This is a genomic window from Pseudonocardia nigra (genome assembly GCF_019396355.1).
GTDB lineage: Bacteria > Actinomycetota > Actinomycetes > Mycobacteriales > Pseudonocardiaceae > Pseudonocardia > Pseudonocardia nigra.
The window spans coordinates 1-17,320 of sequence record NZ_JAHKRK010000177.1; the positions used below are offsets into that span (position 1 = coordinate 1).

At 76.0% G+C, this 17,320-nt stretch carries 19 protein-coding genes; 2 read left to right on the top strand and 17 right to left on the bottom strand.

All coding sequences use genetic code 11. From position 1 onward, the window contains the following. The 8 genes from tsaB to KME75_RS30795 all read right to left on the bottom strand — a co-directional run. Positions 1 to 510, bottom strand: a 510-nt coding sequence (gene tsaB / locus KME75_RS30760) for a tRNA (adenosine(37)-N6)-threonylcarbamoyltransferase complex dimerization subunit type 1 TsaB (RefSeq protein ID WP_219418435.1), incomplete at its 3' end; no start/stop codon positions are given. Positions 511 to 1,147: 637 nt separating this feature from the next. Next, on the bottom strand, positions 1,148 to 1,618 hold the full coding sequence (gene tsaE, locus KME75_RS30765) for a tRNA (adenosine(37)-N6)-threonylcarbamoyltransferase complex ATPase subunit type 1 TsaE (protein WP_219418436.1): 471 nt from the start codon (positions 1,616 to 1,618) through the stop codon (positions 1,148 to 1,150). Continuing rightward, the gene (locus tag KME75_RS30770) at positions 1,615 to 2,736 is read right to left on the bottom strand and encodes an alpha/beta fold hydrolase (protein WP_219418437.1); all 1,122 of its coding nucleotides are present in this window, start codon (positions 2,734 to 2,736) and stop codon (positions 1,615 to 1,617) included. The genes tsaE and KME75_RS30770 overlap by 4 nt, the downstream gene beginning before the upstream one ends. After that, positions 2,733 to 3,884, bottom strand: coding sequence for an alanine racemase (gene alr / locus KME75_RS30775; protein ID WP_219418438.1), 1,152 nt, complete (start codon positions 3,882 to 3,884; stop codon positions 2,733 to 2,735). The genes KME75_RS30770 and alr overlap by 4 nt, the downstream gene beginning before the upstream one ends. A 28-nt stretch (positions 3,885 to 3,912) precedes the next feature. Then, the gene (locus KME75_RS30780) at positions 3,913 to 4,335 is read right to left on the bottom strand and encodes a type II toxin-antitoxin system VapC family toxin (protein WP_219418439.1); all 423 of its coding nucleotides are present in this window, start codon (positions 4,333 to 4,335) and stop codon (positions 3,913 to 3,915) included. Further along, positions 4,302 to 4,526: a type II toxin-antitoxin system Phd/YefM family antitoxin gene (locus tag KME75_RS30785; protein WP_219418440.1), complete on the bottom strand. Its 225-nt coding sequence runs from the start codon at positions 4,524 to 4,526 to the stop codon at positions 4,302 to 4,304. Before KME75_RS30785 ends, KME75_RS30780 begins: the two co-directional genes overlap by 34 nt. A gap of 30 nt (positions 4,527 to 4,556) precedes the next feature. Then, entirely contained in the window at positions 4,557 to 6,014 is a 1,458-nt protein-coding gene (locus KME75_RS30790) for an NAD(P)H-hydrate dehydratase (RefSeq protein WP_219418441.1), read from the bottom strand. A 28-nt stretch (positions 6,015 to 6,042) separates the two neighbouring features. Then, entirely contained in the window at positions 6,043 to 6,270 is a 228-nt protein-coding gene (locus KME75_RS30795; protein ID WP_219418442.1) for a DUF4333 domain-containing protein, read from the bottom strand. Between the two features lie 161 nt (positions 6,271 to 6,431). Between KME75_RS30795 and KME75_RS30800 the strand changes: the two genes are divergently transcribed. Beyond that, positions 6,432 to 7,259: a dienelactone hydrolase family protein gene (locus KME75_RS30800; protein WP_219418443.1), complete on the top strand. Its 828-nt coding sequence runs from the start codon at positions 6,432 to 6,434 to the stop codon at positions 7,257 to 7,259. A 9-nt stretch (positions 7,260 to 7,268) separates the two neighbouring features. Here KME75_RS30800 and KME75_RS30805 read toward each other — a convergent pair whose 3' ends face one another. The 9 genes from KME75_RS30805 to eccCa all read right to left on the bottom strand — a co-directional run bounded on the left by KME75_RS30805 (position 7,269) and on the right by eccCa (position 16,799). Next, positions 7,269 to 7,652: a hypothetical protein gene (locus KME75_RS30805; protein WP_219418444.1), complete on the bottom strand. Its 384-nt coding sequence runs from the start codon at positions 7,650 to 7,652 to the stop codon at positions 7,269 to 7,271. Further along, positions 7,649 to 7,930 (bottom strand): hypothetical protein, encoded by a 282-nt coding sequence (locus KME75_RS30810; RefSeq protein WP_219418445.1) that lies wholly within the window; start codon positions 7,928 to 7,930, stop codon positions 7,649 to 7,651. Before KME75_RS30810 ends, KME75_RS30805 begins: the two co-directional genes overlap by 4 nt. 49 nt (positions 7,931 to 7,979) lie before the next feature. Continuing rightward, positions 7,980 to 9,317, bottom strand: coding sequence for a phosphoglucosamine mutase (gene glmM, locus KME75_RS30815; RefSeq protein ID WP_219418446.1), 1,338 nt, complete (start codon positions 9,315 to 9,317; stop codon positions 7,980 to 7,982). 8 nt (positions 9,318 to 9,325) lie between these two features. After that, the gene (rpsI, locus tag KME75_RS30820) at positions 9,326 to 9,850 is read right to left on the bottom strand and encodes a 30S ribosomal protein S9 (protein WP_308283252.1); all 525 of its coding nucleotides are present in this window, start codon (positions 9,848 to 9,850) and stop codon (positions 9,326 to 9,328) included. A 41-nt stretch (positions 9,851 to 9,891) separates the two neighbouring features. After that, positions 9,892 to 10,335, bottom strand: coding sequence for a 50S ribosomal protein L13 (rplM, locus tag KME75_RS30825; RefSeq protein WP_219418448.1), 444 nt, complete (start codon positions 10,333 to 10,335; stop codon positions 9,892 to 9,894). A gap of 246 nt (positions 10,336 to 10,581) precedes the next feature. Then, the gene (locus KME75_RS30830) at positions 10,582 to 10,869 is read right to left on the bottom strand and encodes a WXG100 family type VII secretion target (protein ID WP_219418449.1); all 288 of its coding nucleotides are present in this window, start codon (positions 10,867 to 10,869) and stop codon (positions 10,582 to 10,584) included. An 11-nt stretch (positions 10,870 to 10,880) separates the two neighbouring features. Continuing rightward, positions 10,881 to 11,195 (bottom strand): WXG100 family type VII secretion target, encoded by a 315-nt coding sequence (locus KME75_RS30835; protein ID WP_219418450.1) that lies wholly within the window; start codon positions 11,193 to 11,195, stop codon positions 10,881 to 10,883. Positions 11,196 to 11,406: 211 nt separating this feature from the next. After that, positions 11,407 to 12,792 carry a type VII secretion-associated protein gene (locus tag KME75_RS30840; RefSeq protein WP_219418451.1) on the bottom strand — a complete coding sequence of 462 codons (1,386 nt, stop codon included), beginning with the start codon at positions 12,790 to 12,792 and terminating at the stop codon, positions 11,407 to 11,409. A 74-nt stretch (positions 12,793 to 12,866) separates the two neighbouring features. Then, the gene (gene eccCa / locus KME75_RS30845) at positions 12,867 to 16,799 is read right to left on the bottom strand and encodes a type VII secretion protein EccCa (protein WP_219418452.1); all 3,933 of its coding nucleotides are present in this window, start codon (positions 16,797 to 16,799) and stop codon (positions 12,867 to 12,869) included. 144 nt (positions 16,800 to 16,943) lie between these two features. Here eccCa and KME75_RS30850 point away from each other — a divergent pair. After that, a partial coding sequence (locus tag KME75_RS30850) for an EsaB/YukD family protein (RefSeq protein ID WP_219418453.1) occupies positions 16,944 to 17,320 on the top strand: 377 nt, incomplete at its 3' end.

A 17,320-nucleotide genomic window follows, 5' to 3' on the forward strand; every position in this document is an offset into this window, starting at 1 on the left:
GAGCAGCCCCGCGGAACCGCCCGCCGCGGCGACGGCGCCCAGCTCCGCCACGCGCTCGGCCGCCGCGGCGGGCGCGTCCACGTGCGGGCCGTCGATCCGGCTGCCCGAGGCGTCGTAGGCGGCCCAGTACACCTCGCGGCGGCGCGCGTCGATCGCCACGACGAGCGGACCCTCCGGGGCGTCGCGACGGGCGTCGACGGCGATCGCGTCCAGCGTGCCCGCCCCGTGCACCGGAACTCCCAGCGCGTCGCCGAGCGCGGCGGCGGTGACCATGCCGACGCGCAGGCCGGTGAACGGGCCCGGTCCGGCGCCGACGACCACGGCCCCGATCTCGGGCAGCGCCACACCCGCGTCGGCGCAGGCGGCGAGCACGCCCGGCATGAGCAACTCCGCGTGCTTGCGCGCGTCACGGGCGACCCGGACCGACCGCTCGACCGGACCGGCGTCGCCCAGCTCGACGATGCCGCAGGTGACGGCGGGGGTGGCGGTGTCCAGGGCGAGCACGAGCACGGGGACGAGCGTACGAGCGCCGCGCGAAGGGGACCGCCGAGGGGGCCGATACGGCCGTCGACGTGATCGCGGCGAGATGTGCATCCGCGCCGTCAGCGATGCAAGGACCACACCCTCACGGCGATCACCGCCCGCCTCATCGCCGCGAGATGAGCACCCGCGCAGTTCCCGGTGCAGAGACCGCCCTCTCACGACGATCACCGGCGCGGACCGGACCGCCGCACGATCACGACGAGATACGCACCAGCGCACTCAGCGGTACGAAAACGGCACCCTCACGACGACCACCACCGCCATGATCACGGTGAGATGAGCACCCGCGCGGTCAGCAGTACGAGGACGGCACTTCTCACGACGATCATCTGCCGGGTCCGGACCGCCCCCGACGACCACCACCACCGAACCGCTTGATCACCACGAGATACGCACCAGCGCACTCAGCGGTACGAGAACCGCACCCTCACGACGACCACCACCGCCATGATCACGGTGAGATGGGCACCCGCGCGGTCAGCGGTACGAGGAACGCACTCTCACGGCGATCACCCGTCCCGCCGTCACCTGTCCGCGAGCAGCGCCGGGCGGTCGCGAAGGCACTGGATCACGGCGTCGGGGCCGGTCGCCCATCCGGTGGGACTCACACCTGCTCCTCCACGCGGTGCACGCTGGCCACCCGCACGTCGTCGGGGCGTCGGGTGAGCCGCACCAGCAGGTGCCGGGCCGCGAGCCGCTCGGCCACGCCCTCGCCCCATTCGACGGCCACCACGGCCTCGGCGAGGTCGGTGTCGAGGTCGAGGTCGTCGAGCTCGGCGGTGCCGCCGAGGCGGTAGGCGTCGACGTGCACGAGCGGTACGCCCGCGCCGCCGGGCAGCGGCCGGTGCTCGCGGGCGATCACGAACGTCGGCGACGTGACCGGTCCGGCGACCCCGAGCCCGCGGGCCAGGCCGCGCACCAGCACGGTCTTGCCCGCCCCCAGTGGGCCGGAGAGCACGACCAGGTCCCCGGGCCCGAGCCCGGCGGCGAGTCGCTCCCCGAGTGCCTCGGTGTCGGCCGCCGTCGGCAGCTCCAGGTCCACATCGAGCTCCACGGGCCGGTGTCCCGCCGTCATGATCGCCGCCCGCCCGGCGCCGCGGTGCCCTGTGCCTTCGTCCCGCCGGCGCGCGCCGCGCTCCGGCGCAACAGCTCGATCAGTGCCTCGTCCATCTTCTCCGGCTGCTCGAGCATCGGGAGGTGTCCCACTCCGGGGAACCGCACGAGTGTGGCGTCGGGGAGCTCGGCGGCGATCACGTCGCTGTGCGAAACCGGGATGACGCGGTCGGCGTCGCCCGCGGCGACGAGCACCTCGCACCCGGCGAGCGCGGGCAGCGCGGCGAGCCGGTCGTGGCTGTTCACGGTGTCCGCGAAGTCGGTCAGGGCGTCGACCGCGTTGGCGCTGATCATCTTGTCGACGAGGTCGACGAGCCACGGCGAGACGTTGCGGTCGCCGTAGGCGTAGCTGCGGGTGAGCGCCCAGATGACGTCGCCCGCCGCGCGGCGCAGGGTCTCCACCAGCTTGGGCTGCAGGCGCGCGAGAACGCCGACCCCACGCGTGAGGGGGTTGTGCCGGGACAGCAGCGTGCCCGACAGCCCGGCGCTCGCCACCTCGCCCGCCGAGGTGGCCACCAGCGCCACGCCGACCACGCGCTCCTCGAACAGCTCGGGGTGCTGCTCGGCCAGCGCCATGACCGTCATGCCGCCCATCGAGTGCCCCACCAGCACCAGCGGGCCTTCGGGGGCGAGCGCCCTGATCACGGCGTCGAGGTCGTGCCCGAGTTGCTCGATGGTGCAGCTCTCCTCGGGCGCGCGCTCCGAGCGGCCGTGGCTGCGCAGGTCGAAGAGCACGAGCCGGACGGCGGGATCGGTGAGCTCCGCGATCGAGCGACGCTGGAAGTGCCAGGTGCGTCGGTCGAGGGCGAACCCGTGCACGAGCACGACGGTCAGCGCGGCATCCCCGCCGGGCGCCTCGATCTCCTCGCACGACAGCCGCATGCCGTCGTCGGCGGTCACCGACGACGACTCTCCGACCGGCAGCTCACCCGGCCCGGACGCGCCCTCGGTCAGCTCGGTCGCGAGCCGCCGGCGGTCGGCGGCGATCCGGGAGCGCTTCCGGGCCGCCACCCCGACCGCCACACCCGTGACCGCCGCTCCCGCGGCGCCCGCGACCGCCCCCCACAGCTGCCTGCTCACCGCGCGCCGCCCCCGACCGTCGTGCGGGTCACGCGGTTGCCGTGCACGCCGGTGACCACCTCGTAGTGGATCGTGCCGAGCTCGTCGGCCCAGTCCTGGGCCGTCGGCTCCCCGTGGTCGCCCGGACCGAACAACACCGCGACGTCCCCCTCCCGCACCGGATCGTTCCCGCAGTCCACCACGACCTGGTCCATGCACACTCTTCCGACGACCGGCCGCACCGCACCCGCGAGCAGCACCCGCATCCGCCCCTCGCGGTTGAGCCTGCGCGGGACGCCGTCGGCGTACCCGAGGGGCACCAGGGCGAGGGTGGTCTCGCGCAGCGTGGTCCATTCGTGCCCGTAGGAGACGCCCTCCCCGGCGGGCACGCGCTTGACGAGCGCCACCCGGGCCCGCAGCGTCATGGCGGGCCGGAGCGGGCTCTCCGCGGCGGGACGGTCGAGCGGGTCGAGCCCGTAGATCGCGATCCCCGGCCGGACCAGGTCGAAGTGCAGATCGGGGCGCGTCATCGTCGCGGCGGCGTTGGCGAGGTGCCGGATCGGCGTCAGTCCGCGTTCGCAGGCGGCCCGCCACGCGGCGGTGAGCCGGGCGGCCTGCCGGTCCAGGGAGGGGTGATCGGGGGTGTCGGCGCAGGCGAGGTGCGACCAGACGGCCACGACCTCCGCCTCCCCCTCGGCGACGGCCTTGGCCGCGTCGTCGAGCAGGTCGGCCCAGTCCGCGGGCTGCACGCCGCTGCGCGAGAGACCCGTGTCGACCTTGAGGTGCAGGCGGACGGCGCGGCCGGCCCGCCGGGCCCCCGCGAGCACGGCCGCGAGGTGGGCGCGGGAGGAGACGGACAGGTCGACGTCCGCGGCGACCGCCTCGGTGAAGTCCTCGTCCGGCAGGTGCAGCCACGACAGCAGCGGCGCCGTGATCCCCGCGGCGCGCAGGTCCAGGGCTTCCTCGAGGGTGCACACGCCCAGCCACGAGGCGCCCGCGGCGAGCGCCGCCCGCGCGACGGGGACGGCACCGTGGCCGTAGCCGTCGGCCTTCACCACCGCCATCAGCTCCGCGCCCGGCGCGCCCTCCCGCAGCACGCGGACGTTGTGCCGGATCGCGTCGAGGTCCACCACGGCCTCGGCGCGCGCGCTCTCCGGTCGGTCGGCCATCCGCGCATCATCGCATCCGGCGCCCGGCCTACCGCGCGGCGATGACCTCCACGTCGTACTTCGCGAACGAGCGGTCGGCCGTGACGATCGGCATGCGCTCGACTTGGGCCTGGGCGATGAGCAGCCGGTCGAACGGGTCATCGTGGTGATCAGGCAGGTCGGCCACGTGCACGACATGCTCCTGGGTGATCGGCAGAATCTGTGCGCCGAACTCGCGCACCAGTCGTGCGAACCACGGCCGCGGGTGCTCGGGAAGCGGCAGTCTCCCGGTCCGCCACTTGATCGCGATCTCCCACGGACTCACCGTCGAGATGATCAGTATTGTCGCATCGGCGGCCAGCTGATCGACCACCTCGGGTCGCAGTCGCATCGGGCTCTCTGCCAGGGCCAACACGACGTTCGCGTCAAGAAGAACTCTCACCGGAAGTAATCCAAGAACTCCTCGGGCCACTCGTCGAAGTCGTCCGGGATGGTGAAGGTGCCGGCGGCGAACCCGAAGTTGGGCTTGCGCTTGCGCTGCACCGGCACGAGCTTCACCAGCGGTTCGCCGGACCGGGTGATGATCACGTCCTCGCCGGCGAGCGCCTTCTCCAGCAACTTGGAGAAGTGCGTCTTCGCCTCGTGGACCCCGAACTCGGACATGCGACGAGTTTACCCTGCTAAGTCCACCGCTTAGTCCTCGGCTCGAATCGCCCGAATCGCGGCGGGGATCGCGGCCTGCAGCGCCGAGGCCGGCGCGGGCGCCCCGCGCGCGGCGAGATCGGCGGCCAGCCCGTGCACGTACGCCGCGCAGCCCGCCGCCCACCACGGTTCCAGCCCGGCCGCGAGCAGCGCCCCGATGATGCCGGTCAGCACGTCGCCCGAGCCCGCCGTGGCCGCCCACGACGACCGGGCGGGGTGCACGAGCGCCCGCCCGTCCGGGTCCGCGACGACGGTGGCGTTCCCCTTCAGCAGCACGGTGACGCCGAGGTCGGCGGCGGCCCGCCGGGCAGCTCCCACGCGGTCGACGCCCACCTCGCCCGCGATGCGCGCGAACTCCCGGTCGTGCGGCGTGATCACGACGGGGCGGCCGCGCACGGCCGCGCGCAGGTCGGCGTGCTGCGCCAGGAGGGTAACGCCGTCGGCGTCCACGCAGAGCGACACCTCCCGGCGGATCACCTCCGCGAGCACGTCCCGGCCGGCGTCGTCGGTGCCGATGCCCGGGCCGACCGCCCAGGCCTGGGTGCGTCCCGCGGCCTCCACCGACGTCGTCGTGACCACTTCGGACCAATGGTCCCGCACCCCGCGCGCCGCGCTCCCCGCGAAGCGCACCATCCCGCTCGTCGCGAGGACGGCCGCGCCGGTGGCGAGCACCGCCGCGCCCGGGTAGACGTCGGAGCCCGCGGCGATCCCGACCACGCCCTGGCTGTACTTGTCGTCGTCGGGGCCCGGGACGGGCCACCGCCACCCCACGTCCGGTGCGCCGAGCACGACCGCGTGCGGCTCGGGCAACACGTCGCCGAGCCCGATGTCGACCAGGTGCACGGCCCCGCACCGCGGCGCCGCGAGCACGTGCACGGGCTTCCGCGCACCGAACGTCACGGTCGCGGCCGCGGTCACCGCGGGCCCGTCGACCGCCCCGGTGTCGGTGTCCACACCGCTGGGCACGTCGACGGCGAGCACGGGCACGCCCGCCCGGTCCACCGCGGCCACCAGGTCCGCGGCCGGTGCGCGCAGCGGGCCGCGCCCGGAGATGCCGACGATGCCGTCGATCACGAGGTCGGCGCCGAGCGCCGCCACCAGGCCCGCCTCGGGGTCGACGGCCCGGCCGCCCGCCCGGCGCAGCGCGGCGAGACCGGCCGGGTGTGCGCGTTCCGCGTCGAGCAGCACCGCCGTGACGCCGACGCCGCGGCGCCGCAGCTCCACCCCGGCCCACAGCGCGTCGCCGCCGTTGTTGCCCGCGCCGACCAGCAGCGCGACGCGGCGACCGCCCACCCGCCCGTCGGCGGCGAGCATCCGGCGCGCGTGCACGGCGAGCCCGAACGCGGCCCGCCGCATCAGCGCACCCTCGGCGGTGCGGGACAGCAGCACCCCCTCGGCGTCGCGCACCTGCTGCGCGGTCCACACCCCGTGCGTCGCGTGCGTGGTCATGACCCGGAGGGTAGGTGAGCGGTGCTCGTCAGGAGGGCATCTCGTCGACCAGGATGTCGAACTCGGCGCTGCCGCCCTCCGCCGAAGAGGTGGTCACCGTGACACCCAGCGTGTCCTGGCCCGCCACCAGCTCGCAGCGGGTCGACTCGCTGACGGCCGCCGGCAGGTCCGGGCAGGTGACGCTGTCGGGAGCCTGCCCCACCTGCGCGGTCAGCTGCTCGGACACCGCGGCGGCCACCTCCTGACCGTCGATCACGCCGACCGACGCGTCGCTCTCGGGTGTGCCCCTCGGGGACGAACAGATACGCACGACGGAAGCGCCGTGCCAGCTGACCACTCGGCCCCCGACCCGATCGCGTTACCTCACCGGCCACCGTGCTGGGCGCGGACAGCGCCCCAGGACTACCGTGCAGCGCTGTGACCCGGACCAGCCAGTCCCCCCGGCCGCCCCCGGCGCGCAACGCCAAGGAGGCACTCGAGCAGCTCTCCCGGCCCGGCCCGCACGCGGTCCTGCGCGGCGACCTCGGCATGGTCGGCATCCCCGGCGTCGTGTTCGCACCCGAGGAGGGGCTGGGTCTGCCCGCCGTCGCGTTCGCCCACGACTGGCTGCAGCCCGCCGAGCGCTACGCCGACCTCCTGCGGCACCTCGCGTCGTGGGGCATCGTGGCCGCAGCGCCGGGCAACCACCGCGGCCCGCTGCCGAGCCACGCCGGCTTCGCCGCCGACCTGCGCACCACCCTCGACGTGTGCGCCGGTGTGCGGCTCGGGGACGGGCGCATCAGCGTCGACGCCCGCCGCACCGCGTTCGCGGGCCACGGCATCGGCGGTGGCGTCGCGCTCGTCGCGGCCGAGGGCCACCCGCGGGTCACCGCGGTCGTGACGATCGCCGTCGCGCAGACGTGGCCGTCGGCCCTCGACGCCGCGCGCAACGTCACCGTGCCGGTGCTGCACCTGGCGGCCGGCCGCGACACCGTGTCCCCGGCGGGCGGACACGCCGAGCCGATCGCCGCCGCTGCCGGTGGCCCCGTGTGGCTGCGCACCGTGACCAAGGCCATGCACACGGGCTTCCTCGACGGCAAGCACTGGAGCGACTTCGTGCTCTCCGGGAGTCCGGACGCGAAGACCCGCCGGATCAGTCGCGCGCTGGTCACGGCGTTCCTGCTGCACCACCTGTGCGGCGAGGACCGGGTGGAGCAGCTGGTGGACGGCAAGGTGCCGGGCACCACCCTCGCCGAACGGCACTGACCGCTCCCGTCAGCCCGGTTCGGGGCCCGCGGCGGGAAGCTCGGCGATCCGGATGCCGCGCTCGTCGTCGGCCCGGGCCGACTCGGTGCCGCCGAGCCGCACGCCGTAGCCCCGGCGCGGGACGACGGAGGATGGGGTGATCTGTGGGGCGTCCGGCTGCCGCCGGGTCCACGCCGCTCCCAGCTCGGCCGCGGCGACGGCCGACCGGCCCAGCTCCCGGCCCAGCAGGGCGACCCGCTCGGCCCATTCCCGACCGCGGTCGTCGCGCCAGTCGTCGGCGATCTCCGTGGCCAGCGTGGTGGCCCGCCGTCCCACCTCGGCCATCTCCTCGGCCAGCAGCAGGCACCACCGGCCCGCGGCCGCCCCGTCGTCCGGCCGGTCCGACGGGGTCACGCGTGCCCCATGTCGTCAGCACGCGCGATGCGGTCGGCGGCAGCCGTGTCGGCCGCCGCCGCCTCCGTGGCCGCCGCGGCGAGAGCGGCGCTCAGCTCCGCCAGCTCCCGCGCGGCGCCTGTCGCCAGTGCGCACAACCGTTCCTGCTCCGCGTCCAGCACCTGCCCCTGGGGCGCGGGGACGTGGCGCAGCACCGCACGCAGGTCCTCGGAGAGCGCCGCGGCCCTGGCGGCGTGTCCACGCAGCCGGTCGGGGTGCAGGTGCAGGTCCGGCGGCATGGCCCGATCGTGCCGGACCGAGCCGCGCGCCGGGCGCGAACGGGGGAAGTCAGTGGGCCGCGGCCACGACTTCGGCCAGCCGCCCGGCCGCCGCCTGCGCCTGCTCGGCCGTCGGGGCCTCGACCATCACCCGGACCAGCTGCTCGGTGCCCGACGGCCGCAGCAGCACGCGCCCGGCGCCGCCCAGCTCGGCCTCGGCGGCCGCCACGGCGTCGCGCACGGCCGGGGACTCGGCGACGGCCGCCTTGTCGACGACCTGCACGTTGCGCAGCACCTGGGGCAGCGGGGTGACGATCGCGGCGAGCTCGGCAACAGATGATCCGGTGGCCGCCATCCTGGCCATGAGCCGCATCGCGGTGAGCAGGCCGTCGCCGGTGGTGGCGTCCCGCGGGAGCACGACGTGCCCCGACTGCTCGCCGCCGAGCGTGAACCCGCCCGCCCGCAGCTCCTCGAGCACGTACCGGTCGCCGACCTGAGTGGTGCGGACCGCGATGCCGGCGTCCCGCATCGCGAGGTGCAGGCCCAGGTTGCTCATGACGGTGGCCACCAGGGTGTCGCCGGCGAGCTCACCCGCGTCCCGCATGGCGACGGCGAGGACCGCCATGATCTGGTCACCGTCCACCGGCGCGCCCGTGGCGTCGACGGCGAGGCAGCGATCGGCGTCGCCGTCGTGGGCGATGCCGAGGTCGGCCCCGTCCTCACGGACGGCGCGCTGCAGGCGGTCGAGGTGGGTGGAGCCCACGCCCTCGTTGATGTTGAGCCCGTCCGGCTCGGCGTGCAGGGCGACGACGTCCGCGCCCGCCCGGCGGTAGGCGTCGGGGGCGACGGTGGACGCGGCACCGTGGGCGCAGTCGACCACGACCCGCAGGCCGTCGAGCCGCTGCGGGGTGGCGCTGAGCAGATGGTCGACGTAACGGGCGCCGGCGTCGCCGAGGTCACGAACCCGGCCGACGTCCGCGCCGGTAGGGCGGGCGGCCGGAGTGTCGAGACCCGCCTCGACGGCGGCCTCCTGCGCGTCGGGGAGCTTGTGCCCGCCCGCGGCGAAGAGCTTGATCCCGTTGTCGGGCATCGGGTTGTGCGACGCCGAGATCATCACACCGAAGTCGGCGTCGAGCTCCCCGACGAGGAACGCGACGGCCGGGGTGGGGAGGACACCGACGCGCACGGCGTCGGCTCCCGCCGAGGCGAGCCCGGCGACGACGGCCGACTCGAGCATCTCACCACTGGCGCGCGGGTCGCGGCCGACGACCGCGACCGGCCGGTGCGAGCGGTCCCGGTCGACGAGGACACGCGCAGCGGACGCGGACAGCGCTACGGCGAGCTCCGGAGTGAGGAGCTCGCCGTTGGCGAGGCCGCGAACGCCGTCGGTGCCGAACAGACGACGCACGCCTGCGATCAGCGCTTGCTGTACTGAGGCGCCTTGCGGGCCTTCTTGAGGCCGTACTTCTTGCGCTCGATGACCCGCGGGTCGCGCGTGAGGAAGCCGGCGCGCTTGAGCGGCGGGCGGTCCTCCGAGTCGGCCTCGACGAGGGCGCGCGCGATGGCGAGGCGCAGCGCACCGGCCTGGCCGGACGTGCCGCCACCGTGCAGGTTGGCGAAGATGTCGAAGCGCTCGGTCTTCTCGACCGTGACCAGCGGCTCACGGATGAGCTGCTGGTGGAGCTTGTTCGGGAAGTACTGCTCGAGCGACTTGCCGTTGAGGCGGAACTCGCCGGTGCCGGGCATGAGCCGGACGCGGACGACGGCCTCCTTGCGCCGGCCCACGGTCTGGATCGGCCGGTCGGCGAACACCGCCGGGATCTCGGCGGGGGCGAGCTCGACCTCGGTCTCGAACTCGTCGATGGCGTCGGCCAGCTCGGTGGCCTCGGCGTCGACGGCCGCCTCCTCGACGGCCTCGATCTCGGACTCGGGCGTGCTCACGGGCTGTCCCTCTTCCACAGACTCGGTGCTGGTCGGCTCAGTCACTGGGCGACCTGGGTGATCTCGAACGCGGCAGGCTGCTGCGCGGCGTGCGGGTGGTCCGGCCCGGCGTAGACCTTGAGCTTCTTGCTCATCGCGCGGCCGAGGCGGTTCTTCGGGAGCATACCCTTGACGGCCTTCTCGACGAGGCGGTCCGGGTGCTTCTCGATCATCTCGCCGACCGAGCGCTGCTTGAGCCCGCCCGGGAAACCGCTGTGGCGGTAGACGAACTTGTCGTCGCGCTTGTTGCCGGAGACCGCAACCTTCTCCGCGTTGACGATGACGACGAAGTCGCCCGTGTCCATGTGGGGGGCGTACGTCGGCTTGTGCTTGCCACGCAGCAGCGTGGCAGCGTGCGTGGCGAGGCGGCCGAGCACCACGTCGGTGGCGTCGATCACGTGCCAGGCGCGGTTGATCTCGCCGGGCTTCGGGCTGTACGTGGGCACGGGCCTACCTCGTCAATGTCGTGAACTCGTCGAGCGGCGGCTCCCGGGCCCGGGGCTCGGAGGCCGCCTCTGGTTGCGCTGGTGCCGAGGGCGCCGGGCCCGGTTCGCGGGCCGTGCAAGTCGTGCTGACACGACTGCGGGTGCTCACCCTCAGCACATCGAAGAACGAGGGTACCCGCCGCTCCGGAGCGGGGTCAAAACGCCCCCTCGAAGCGGCGGGAGCCCCCGCTCCGGGCGTGTCGCCCGTCACCGCCAGCGGGCGGCGTTCGCCTGTTCGACGCGCTGGTAGCTCTCGTTGGCGGCGCCCAGCGCGACCCCGATCTGGGCGAGCACGGCCGCCAGGTCGGCCGCCGCGACGTCCCATTGGCGCTGCTTGACACGGTAGTCCTCGGCCGCCTGCCCCTCCCACGTCGCGGCCATCGGGGCGAGGAACCGCTTGAGCTCCTCGAGCTGGTTGCCGATGCGTCCCGCCGTGCCCGCGACGTCGGCCTGGGCCGTGGCGAGCTGCCCGAACGCCACCTTGATCTCGGTCATCTCCCGCCCCCTTAGCCCAGCGCCGCGCTGATCGAGGACATACCGCCGGACTGCTCGTCCTCCTGCTGCTGGTAGGTGCGCGCCGACCCCTGGATCGCCGTGCCGATCGACCCGAGCGCCTCGCTCAGCGACCGCGCGTTCGTGTCCCAGCGCACCATCAGCTTCGCGAACTCGGCGGCCGCCAGCCCCTTCCAGGCCCCGGCCAGTGGCTCGAGCTTCGCCCGCAGCGCCGCGAGGTCGGACTGCACCGCCTCGTTCACCGACAGCACATGTCTGCCGGCCCGTTCCATCTCCTCGGTCGTCGTGCCGAACCCACCGGTGTTCATCCGCGCCCACCTTTCGTTCCGTCCGCTCCTGCCCCGTCGACGGTGACAGCCCGCCCGCTGGGCCGGGGCCGTTTCGGCGCGACGGTTTGCAGCTGCGAACGCCTCCGCGGCCGGCGCCCCGCACCGCACACACCGAGACGAGCCGGCACACATGTCCGGCGATGTGTGCGGACGCCGGTGGGTGTGTGCGGTGTTCTCGGCACCGCCCCCTTCACGTTCGGCGGATCGAGCCCACCACGACCGCGCAGGCCGCCAGGACCGCCTCGGCCCCCGCCGCGGTGTGCCGGCAGCCGACGCTGAGCTGGGCCGGGCCGTCGAGGACGACGAACCAGTCGACGACGGTGCGGCCGTCCGGGTCCTGCTGCCGATAGGTCGTGACCGTGCGGCCGGCCGTCCGCGCCGCGGGCACGTAGCCGGAGAGGGGCGACCCGGCGGCCACGGCGGCGTCGTACTCGGCCCGCAGCTCGGCCTGCGCCCGCTGCGGCTCCGCGTCCGCGTCGTAGCCGAGCGGGCTGAGCTCCACCGCGATGAGGTCGCTGCCCTCGGGCGCCGCCACGGGTGTGAGCAGTGTGCGCCGCCGCTCGGGGAGGCCGCCGGTGTGTTCCCACCCGGCGGGGACGTCGAGCCGGTACCCGTACTGCACCAGCACCCCGGCGGGCACCGGGGCGGCGGGTGCGGACGCAGGCGGCAGCAGCGCGCCGAGGCCGAGCAGCGCCGCCGCGCCCACCGCGACGGCGGCGAGCGCCAGCGCGGTGCGCGTCCGTCGCCGGGGCGGCAGCGGCCGCAGCCGGCGTCGAGCGGCCGGGCTGCGGGCGGGTACCGGCGGTGGGGCCGGCGCAGGCGGTGTGCGCAGGGCGCCCAGCACGGCGGCCGCGTCGGGGCGTGCCACCACGGTCACGTCCGCGATCCCGGCCTCGTCGAGGAGCTCGGCGAGCAACGGTGCCCGCGCCACCCCGCCGACGAGCAGCACGGGCGCCGGCCCGGCCGCGGCGAGCACGGCGCGCAGGGCCTCGACCGCCGGGCCGAGCGCGGCCGCCAGCCCGGGCCGCACCTGCGCCGCGGTGACCTGCACCGGCAAGCCCGCACCGAGCGGCACCGCCGGCAGCAGCGACAGGACCTCCCGCACCCGGCGGGCCTCGGCCCTCCGGGTGGCCGGATCGGCCCCGGCCGGGGACGGCCCGAGCGCCGCGAGCACCACCTCGTCGAGCGCCGCGCCGCCTGCCGGGCGGGTCCGGCAGGCGAACGCCCGCCCGCCCGCCACCCGGGTGGCCTCCGCGCCCGATCCCCCGACGTCGAGGACGGCGGCGGGGTTCGATCCGGCGACGGCGACGGGCGCGGGCACCGCGCGCACCTGCCGGGCGACGCCCGCGCAGCGCGCGACCTCCGCGGCCACCCGCGCCGACGGCCAGGCGGGCGGGTGCACCAGCACGAGCTCGTGCGGGGGCGCGCCGACGACGTCGGCCACCAGCGCGCGCACCCCGGGGCCGGGCGCCGCGACCTCCGCCAGCAGCCACGGCTCCCCGTCGCCCACCGCGCCCGCCATCCGCAGCCGGGACGTCCCGACGGCGACCGCGACGCGGGTCGGGACGGCGCTCACGCAGCCTCCTCCCATGCGCTCGTCAGCCGCATTCGCGCGGCGCTCGGTGTCGAACGGTGAGCTCGCACGCTCGCTCACGCGCCGTCGTCAGCGGGCGGCAGCCAGGCCAGTTGGATGCGGCGTGCGCCGCGGCGCCGGTCGACGAGCGTGCCGCGCCCCGGCGGCAGGGAGCTCGGCTTGACCGTCTCGACCAGCGCGCCCTCGTCCGGGCTGCCGTTCATGACCAGCCCCGGCACGCCGAGCTCGCGCAGCCGTCCGAGCACGGGGTCGAACAGCGCGCGGGCCGCCCCGCCGCAGCGCCGGGCCACCACGAGGTGCAGCCCGACGTCCTTGGCCTGCGGCAGGAACTCGACCAGCGGCAGGAGCGGGTGCGGGGCACCACCGCCGGGCGCGACGAGGTCGTAGTCGTCGACCAGCACGTACACCTCGGGACCGGTCCACCAGCTTCGCTCGCGCAGCGCTCGCGGGGTGACATCCGGCCCCGGCAGCCGCCTGCGCAGCGACGCCGCCACCTCCCGGGCGGCCTCCGCGGTGGCGTCCGCCGTGCTCGCGTACCCGATGAGGTGCGAGTCCGGTACGACGCCGAGCAGGGTGCGGCGGTGGTCCACGACGACCAGCCGCGCCTCGTCGGGGGTGTGCCGGGCCGTGACGCCGTGCGCCACGAGACGCAGGAGGTTGGTCTTGCCGCTCTCCGCGTCGGCGAAGCAGACCAGGTGCGGCTCGGCGCCGAGGTCGACCTCCACCCGCCCGAGCCGTTCCTCGTCCACGCCCAGGGGGATGCCGGTGGACCCCGGCGCGGCGGCGGGCAACCGGTCGTGCTCGATCCGCTCGGGCAGCAGCCGGACCGGCGCGAACCCGTCGCCCGGCCAGGCCGCGGCGATCGCCGCCACGAGCCCGGCCTCGTCGGTGGTGCCCGTTGCCAGCCGCGGAGCCGCGAGCACGGTCGGCGCGCCGTCGGCGGCCAGGCCGTGCCCCGGCCGGGCCGGTACCTCGGCGGCCCGGCGCCGGTCCACCTCGGACTCCGACGGCTCCCCCAGCCGCAGCTCGATCCTGGCCCCGAGGAGGTCCTTGAGCGCGGGCCGCAGCTCGCTCCACCGGTTGGCCGAGACCGCGAGGTGCAGCCCGTAGGACAGCCCTTGCGCCGCCAGCGGCAGCAGCCGCGCCTCCAGGTCGTCGAACTCGCCGCGCAGCGTGAGGTACCCGTCGACGACGAGCAGGAGGTCGGTGGCCTGCTCGCCGGTGAACTCGCCGGCGGCCCGGCGGGCCCGGAACTCCTCCACCGACGCGATGCCGGCGTCGCGGAACAGCCGTTCCCGGCGGGCGAGCGCCGCGGAGAACTCCGCGACGGTGCGCCGCACCAGGTCGGTCTGCTGCCGGTCGGCCACCGTGCCGACGTGGGACAGCCCGGCCAGCCGGACGAGCGACCCGCCGCCGAAGTCGAGGACGTGCACGCCCAGCTCGGCGGGAGTGGCCGTGAGCGCCAGCGCCAGCACGGTGGTGGCCAGGCCGGTCGACTTGCCCGCCCGCGGCGCGCCCACCACGGCGAGGTGCCCCGAGCCGCCCGCGAGGTCGAGCCCGAGCAGGTCCCGGCGCTGCTGGTAGGGCCGGTCGACGAGCCCGACGGGCACGCGCAGCGGCCCCCGCGGCGGCACACCGAGGCCTCTGCCGGGAAGCGGTCGCACCGGGCCGAGCAGCTCGTCCAGCGGCGGCGGGGCGTCGAGCGGCGGCAGCCATACCCGGTGCGCGGGCGGCCCGTGGCCCGCCATCGCGGCGATCGTGGCGTCGAGCACCGTGGGCGCGGCGGTCCCGTCGTCGTCGGGCGCCACCGGCTCGGCGGGTGCGGCGGTGGCGACGGGACCCGCCCGGAACGGGTGGGCGCGCGACCGGGCCGCGGCCGGGCGGGACCGGGCCGGGCCGGCGTCGGGCCCGGACACGTACGCCGCCCGGAACCGGACGAGCTCGTCGGTGCCGGTGGCGAGGAACCCCACCCCCGGCGTGGGCGGCAGCTGGTGGGCGTCGGGTACGCCGAGCACCGCCCGGGACTCCGACGCGGAGAACGTGCGCAGCGCGATCCGGTAGGACAGGTGCGACTCCAGACCGCGCAGCCGTCCCTCGTCCAGGCGCTGGGAGGCGAGCAGCAGGTGCAGCCCGAGCGAGCGCCCCAGCCTGCCGATCGTGACGAACAGCTCGATCAGCTCAGGACGCTGGGCCAGCAGTTCGGAGAACTCGTCGACCACCACGAACAGCGCGGGCAACGGTGGGAGGTCCGCACCCGCCCTCCGCGCGGCGGCGTGGTCGGCGACGCCGGACAGGTTGCCCGCGGCGCGCAGCACCTCCTGCCGCCGGGTGATCTCCCCCGCGAGCGCGTCGGCCATCCGGTCCACCAACGTCAGCTCGTCGGCCAGGTTGGTGATCACCGCCGAGACGTGCGGCAGCCCGGCCAGCCCGAGGAACGTGGCGCCGCCCTTGAAGTCGACGAGCACGAGGTTCAGCTCGGCGGACGAGTGGGTGGCGGCGAGGCCGAGCACCAGGGTGCGCAGCAGCTCGCTCTTGCCCGACCCGGTGGCGCCGATGCACAGCCCGTGCGGGCCGCTGCCGCCCTGTGCTGACTCCTTGAGGTCCAGCGGGACGGGTGCGCCGCGCTCGTCGATGCCGATCGGGACGCGCAGCCGGTCGGCGTCGGCGCGCGACCACCGCTCCCGCAGCGCGACGATGCCCGCCGGGCCGGGCCCGAGCCCGAGCAGCGCGGGGAGCCCGAGCGGCGCGCGCGGGACGTCGCCGTCGGCCGCTCCCGCACCCGTGGGGCGGTAGCGGGCGAGCCTGCGGGCCAGCGCGGTGGCGTCGGCGACGCCCAGCGCGTCCGGGCGCCCGATCCACACCGGTGCGTCCCCGGTCTCGGCGGCGGCCCCGTCCGCACCGCCGCTGCGGTGCAGGCTGCCGGGCTCGACGAGCAGCCGCACGACCGACGGACCCGGCCGCCGGCCCGGCGGTGCACCGACGCGCAGCACCGTGACGCCCGCGACCCCCGCCCACGGGCCGGGGCCCTGGGCGACGTCGTCGACGACGACGAGCAGGTGCGGCTCCCCCACCCCGGGCCCGACCGGCCGCCCGGCGAGCTCGGCGAGCCACCACCGGCGCACGTCGTCGGCGTCGGCGGTGATCATCCGCAGCGGCCCGATGGCGTCCCGCCTGCGCGGGTGGGCCGCGTGCGGCAGCCACTTCACCCACTCCCACTCGGACGCGAGCGTCGGCGGGGCGACGACGGCGACGAGCGCGTCGGCGGGGCTGTGCCAGAGCGCGTACTGGGCGACGACCGCGCGGGCCAGCGCGCGGACCGGCGCCGGGCCCGCTGCCGGGTCGGTGGACTCGAGCCACACCGTCGGGCTGGCCCGCAGCGACAGCGCCACCGGTAGGTCCGGGACGACCGCGTGCCCGAGCAGGAACCGGCGCAGCGCCAGCGCGGTGACCGGTTCCAGGCCCTCGACCGGGCCGGTCTGCGGGGCGACCAGGCGGGTGGCGAGCCGCTGAGCGCCCCGACCGATGCGCACCTGGCCGAAGTCGGGGTCGCCGGGCCTGCGCTCCCAGAGCCGCCCGGAGGCGAGGACGGCGGGCCACGCCGCGGGGTCGGGGTGCACCGCCTCGAGCACGGCGCGCTGTTCGGCCGCGACGCCCCGGACCCGGCGTCGCAGCAGTGACAGGTAGCGCAGGTAGTCGCGGCGGTCCTCGTCGAGGCCCGCCGACCGGTTGCCGCCGCCGCGCCCGGCCCCGGTCATCAGCATCGCGAGCGTCGAGACGGCGAACATGCCGCCGAAGAGCCAGGACGTGGGGCTGCGCGGGTTGAGCAGGATGAACCCGAGCGACGCCAGCAGCATCCCGGCGGGCAGCAGCCGGGACAGCACGCCGGGCGGGACCACCCGCTCCGGCTCCGGAGGGGGCTCGAGGACGATCTCGCCGCCGGGCATCCGCTGCGGTACCCGGCGCGGCCGGACGACGCCCACGGTGCCCATCCCCGCTCCCTCCGGCTCGGCCCGCGACGCGGGTTCGGCGAAACGGGCCCACCGGCCGCCCGGGCGCTGCGATGCTAGGCAGCCGACGGGGCCCGCCGGGGCGGTTTCGGGGAAGTCGCCCGCCCGGCCGAGGGGAGGTACGCAATGCCCGCCACCGACGCGGCCCACTGCCGGGTCACCGTGCTCGCCCCGCGCCGGCGGGTGGACGTCGCGCTGCCGGCCGACATCCCGGTGGCGGAGCTGGTGCCGATGGTCCTGGAGCTGGTCGGCGAGCCGGTGTTCGGGCTGCGGCCGGAGCCGTGGCGGCTCTCCGGGGTCGCGGGCGGGCCGCTGCCCTCCGCGGCCACCCTCACCGAGCTGGGTGTCCTCGACGGCGAGCTGCTGCGGATCGCGCCCGACGCACCTGCGCCCGCGCCACCGGTGTTCGACGATCCCGTGGACGCGCTGGCGGCCACGGCGGCCGCCGACAGCCCGGCCGACCGCCGGTTCGGTGCCGCCGCCGTGCTGGTCGTCGCCGCAGC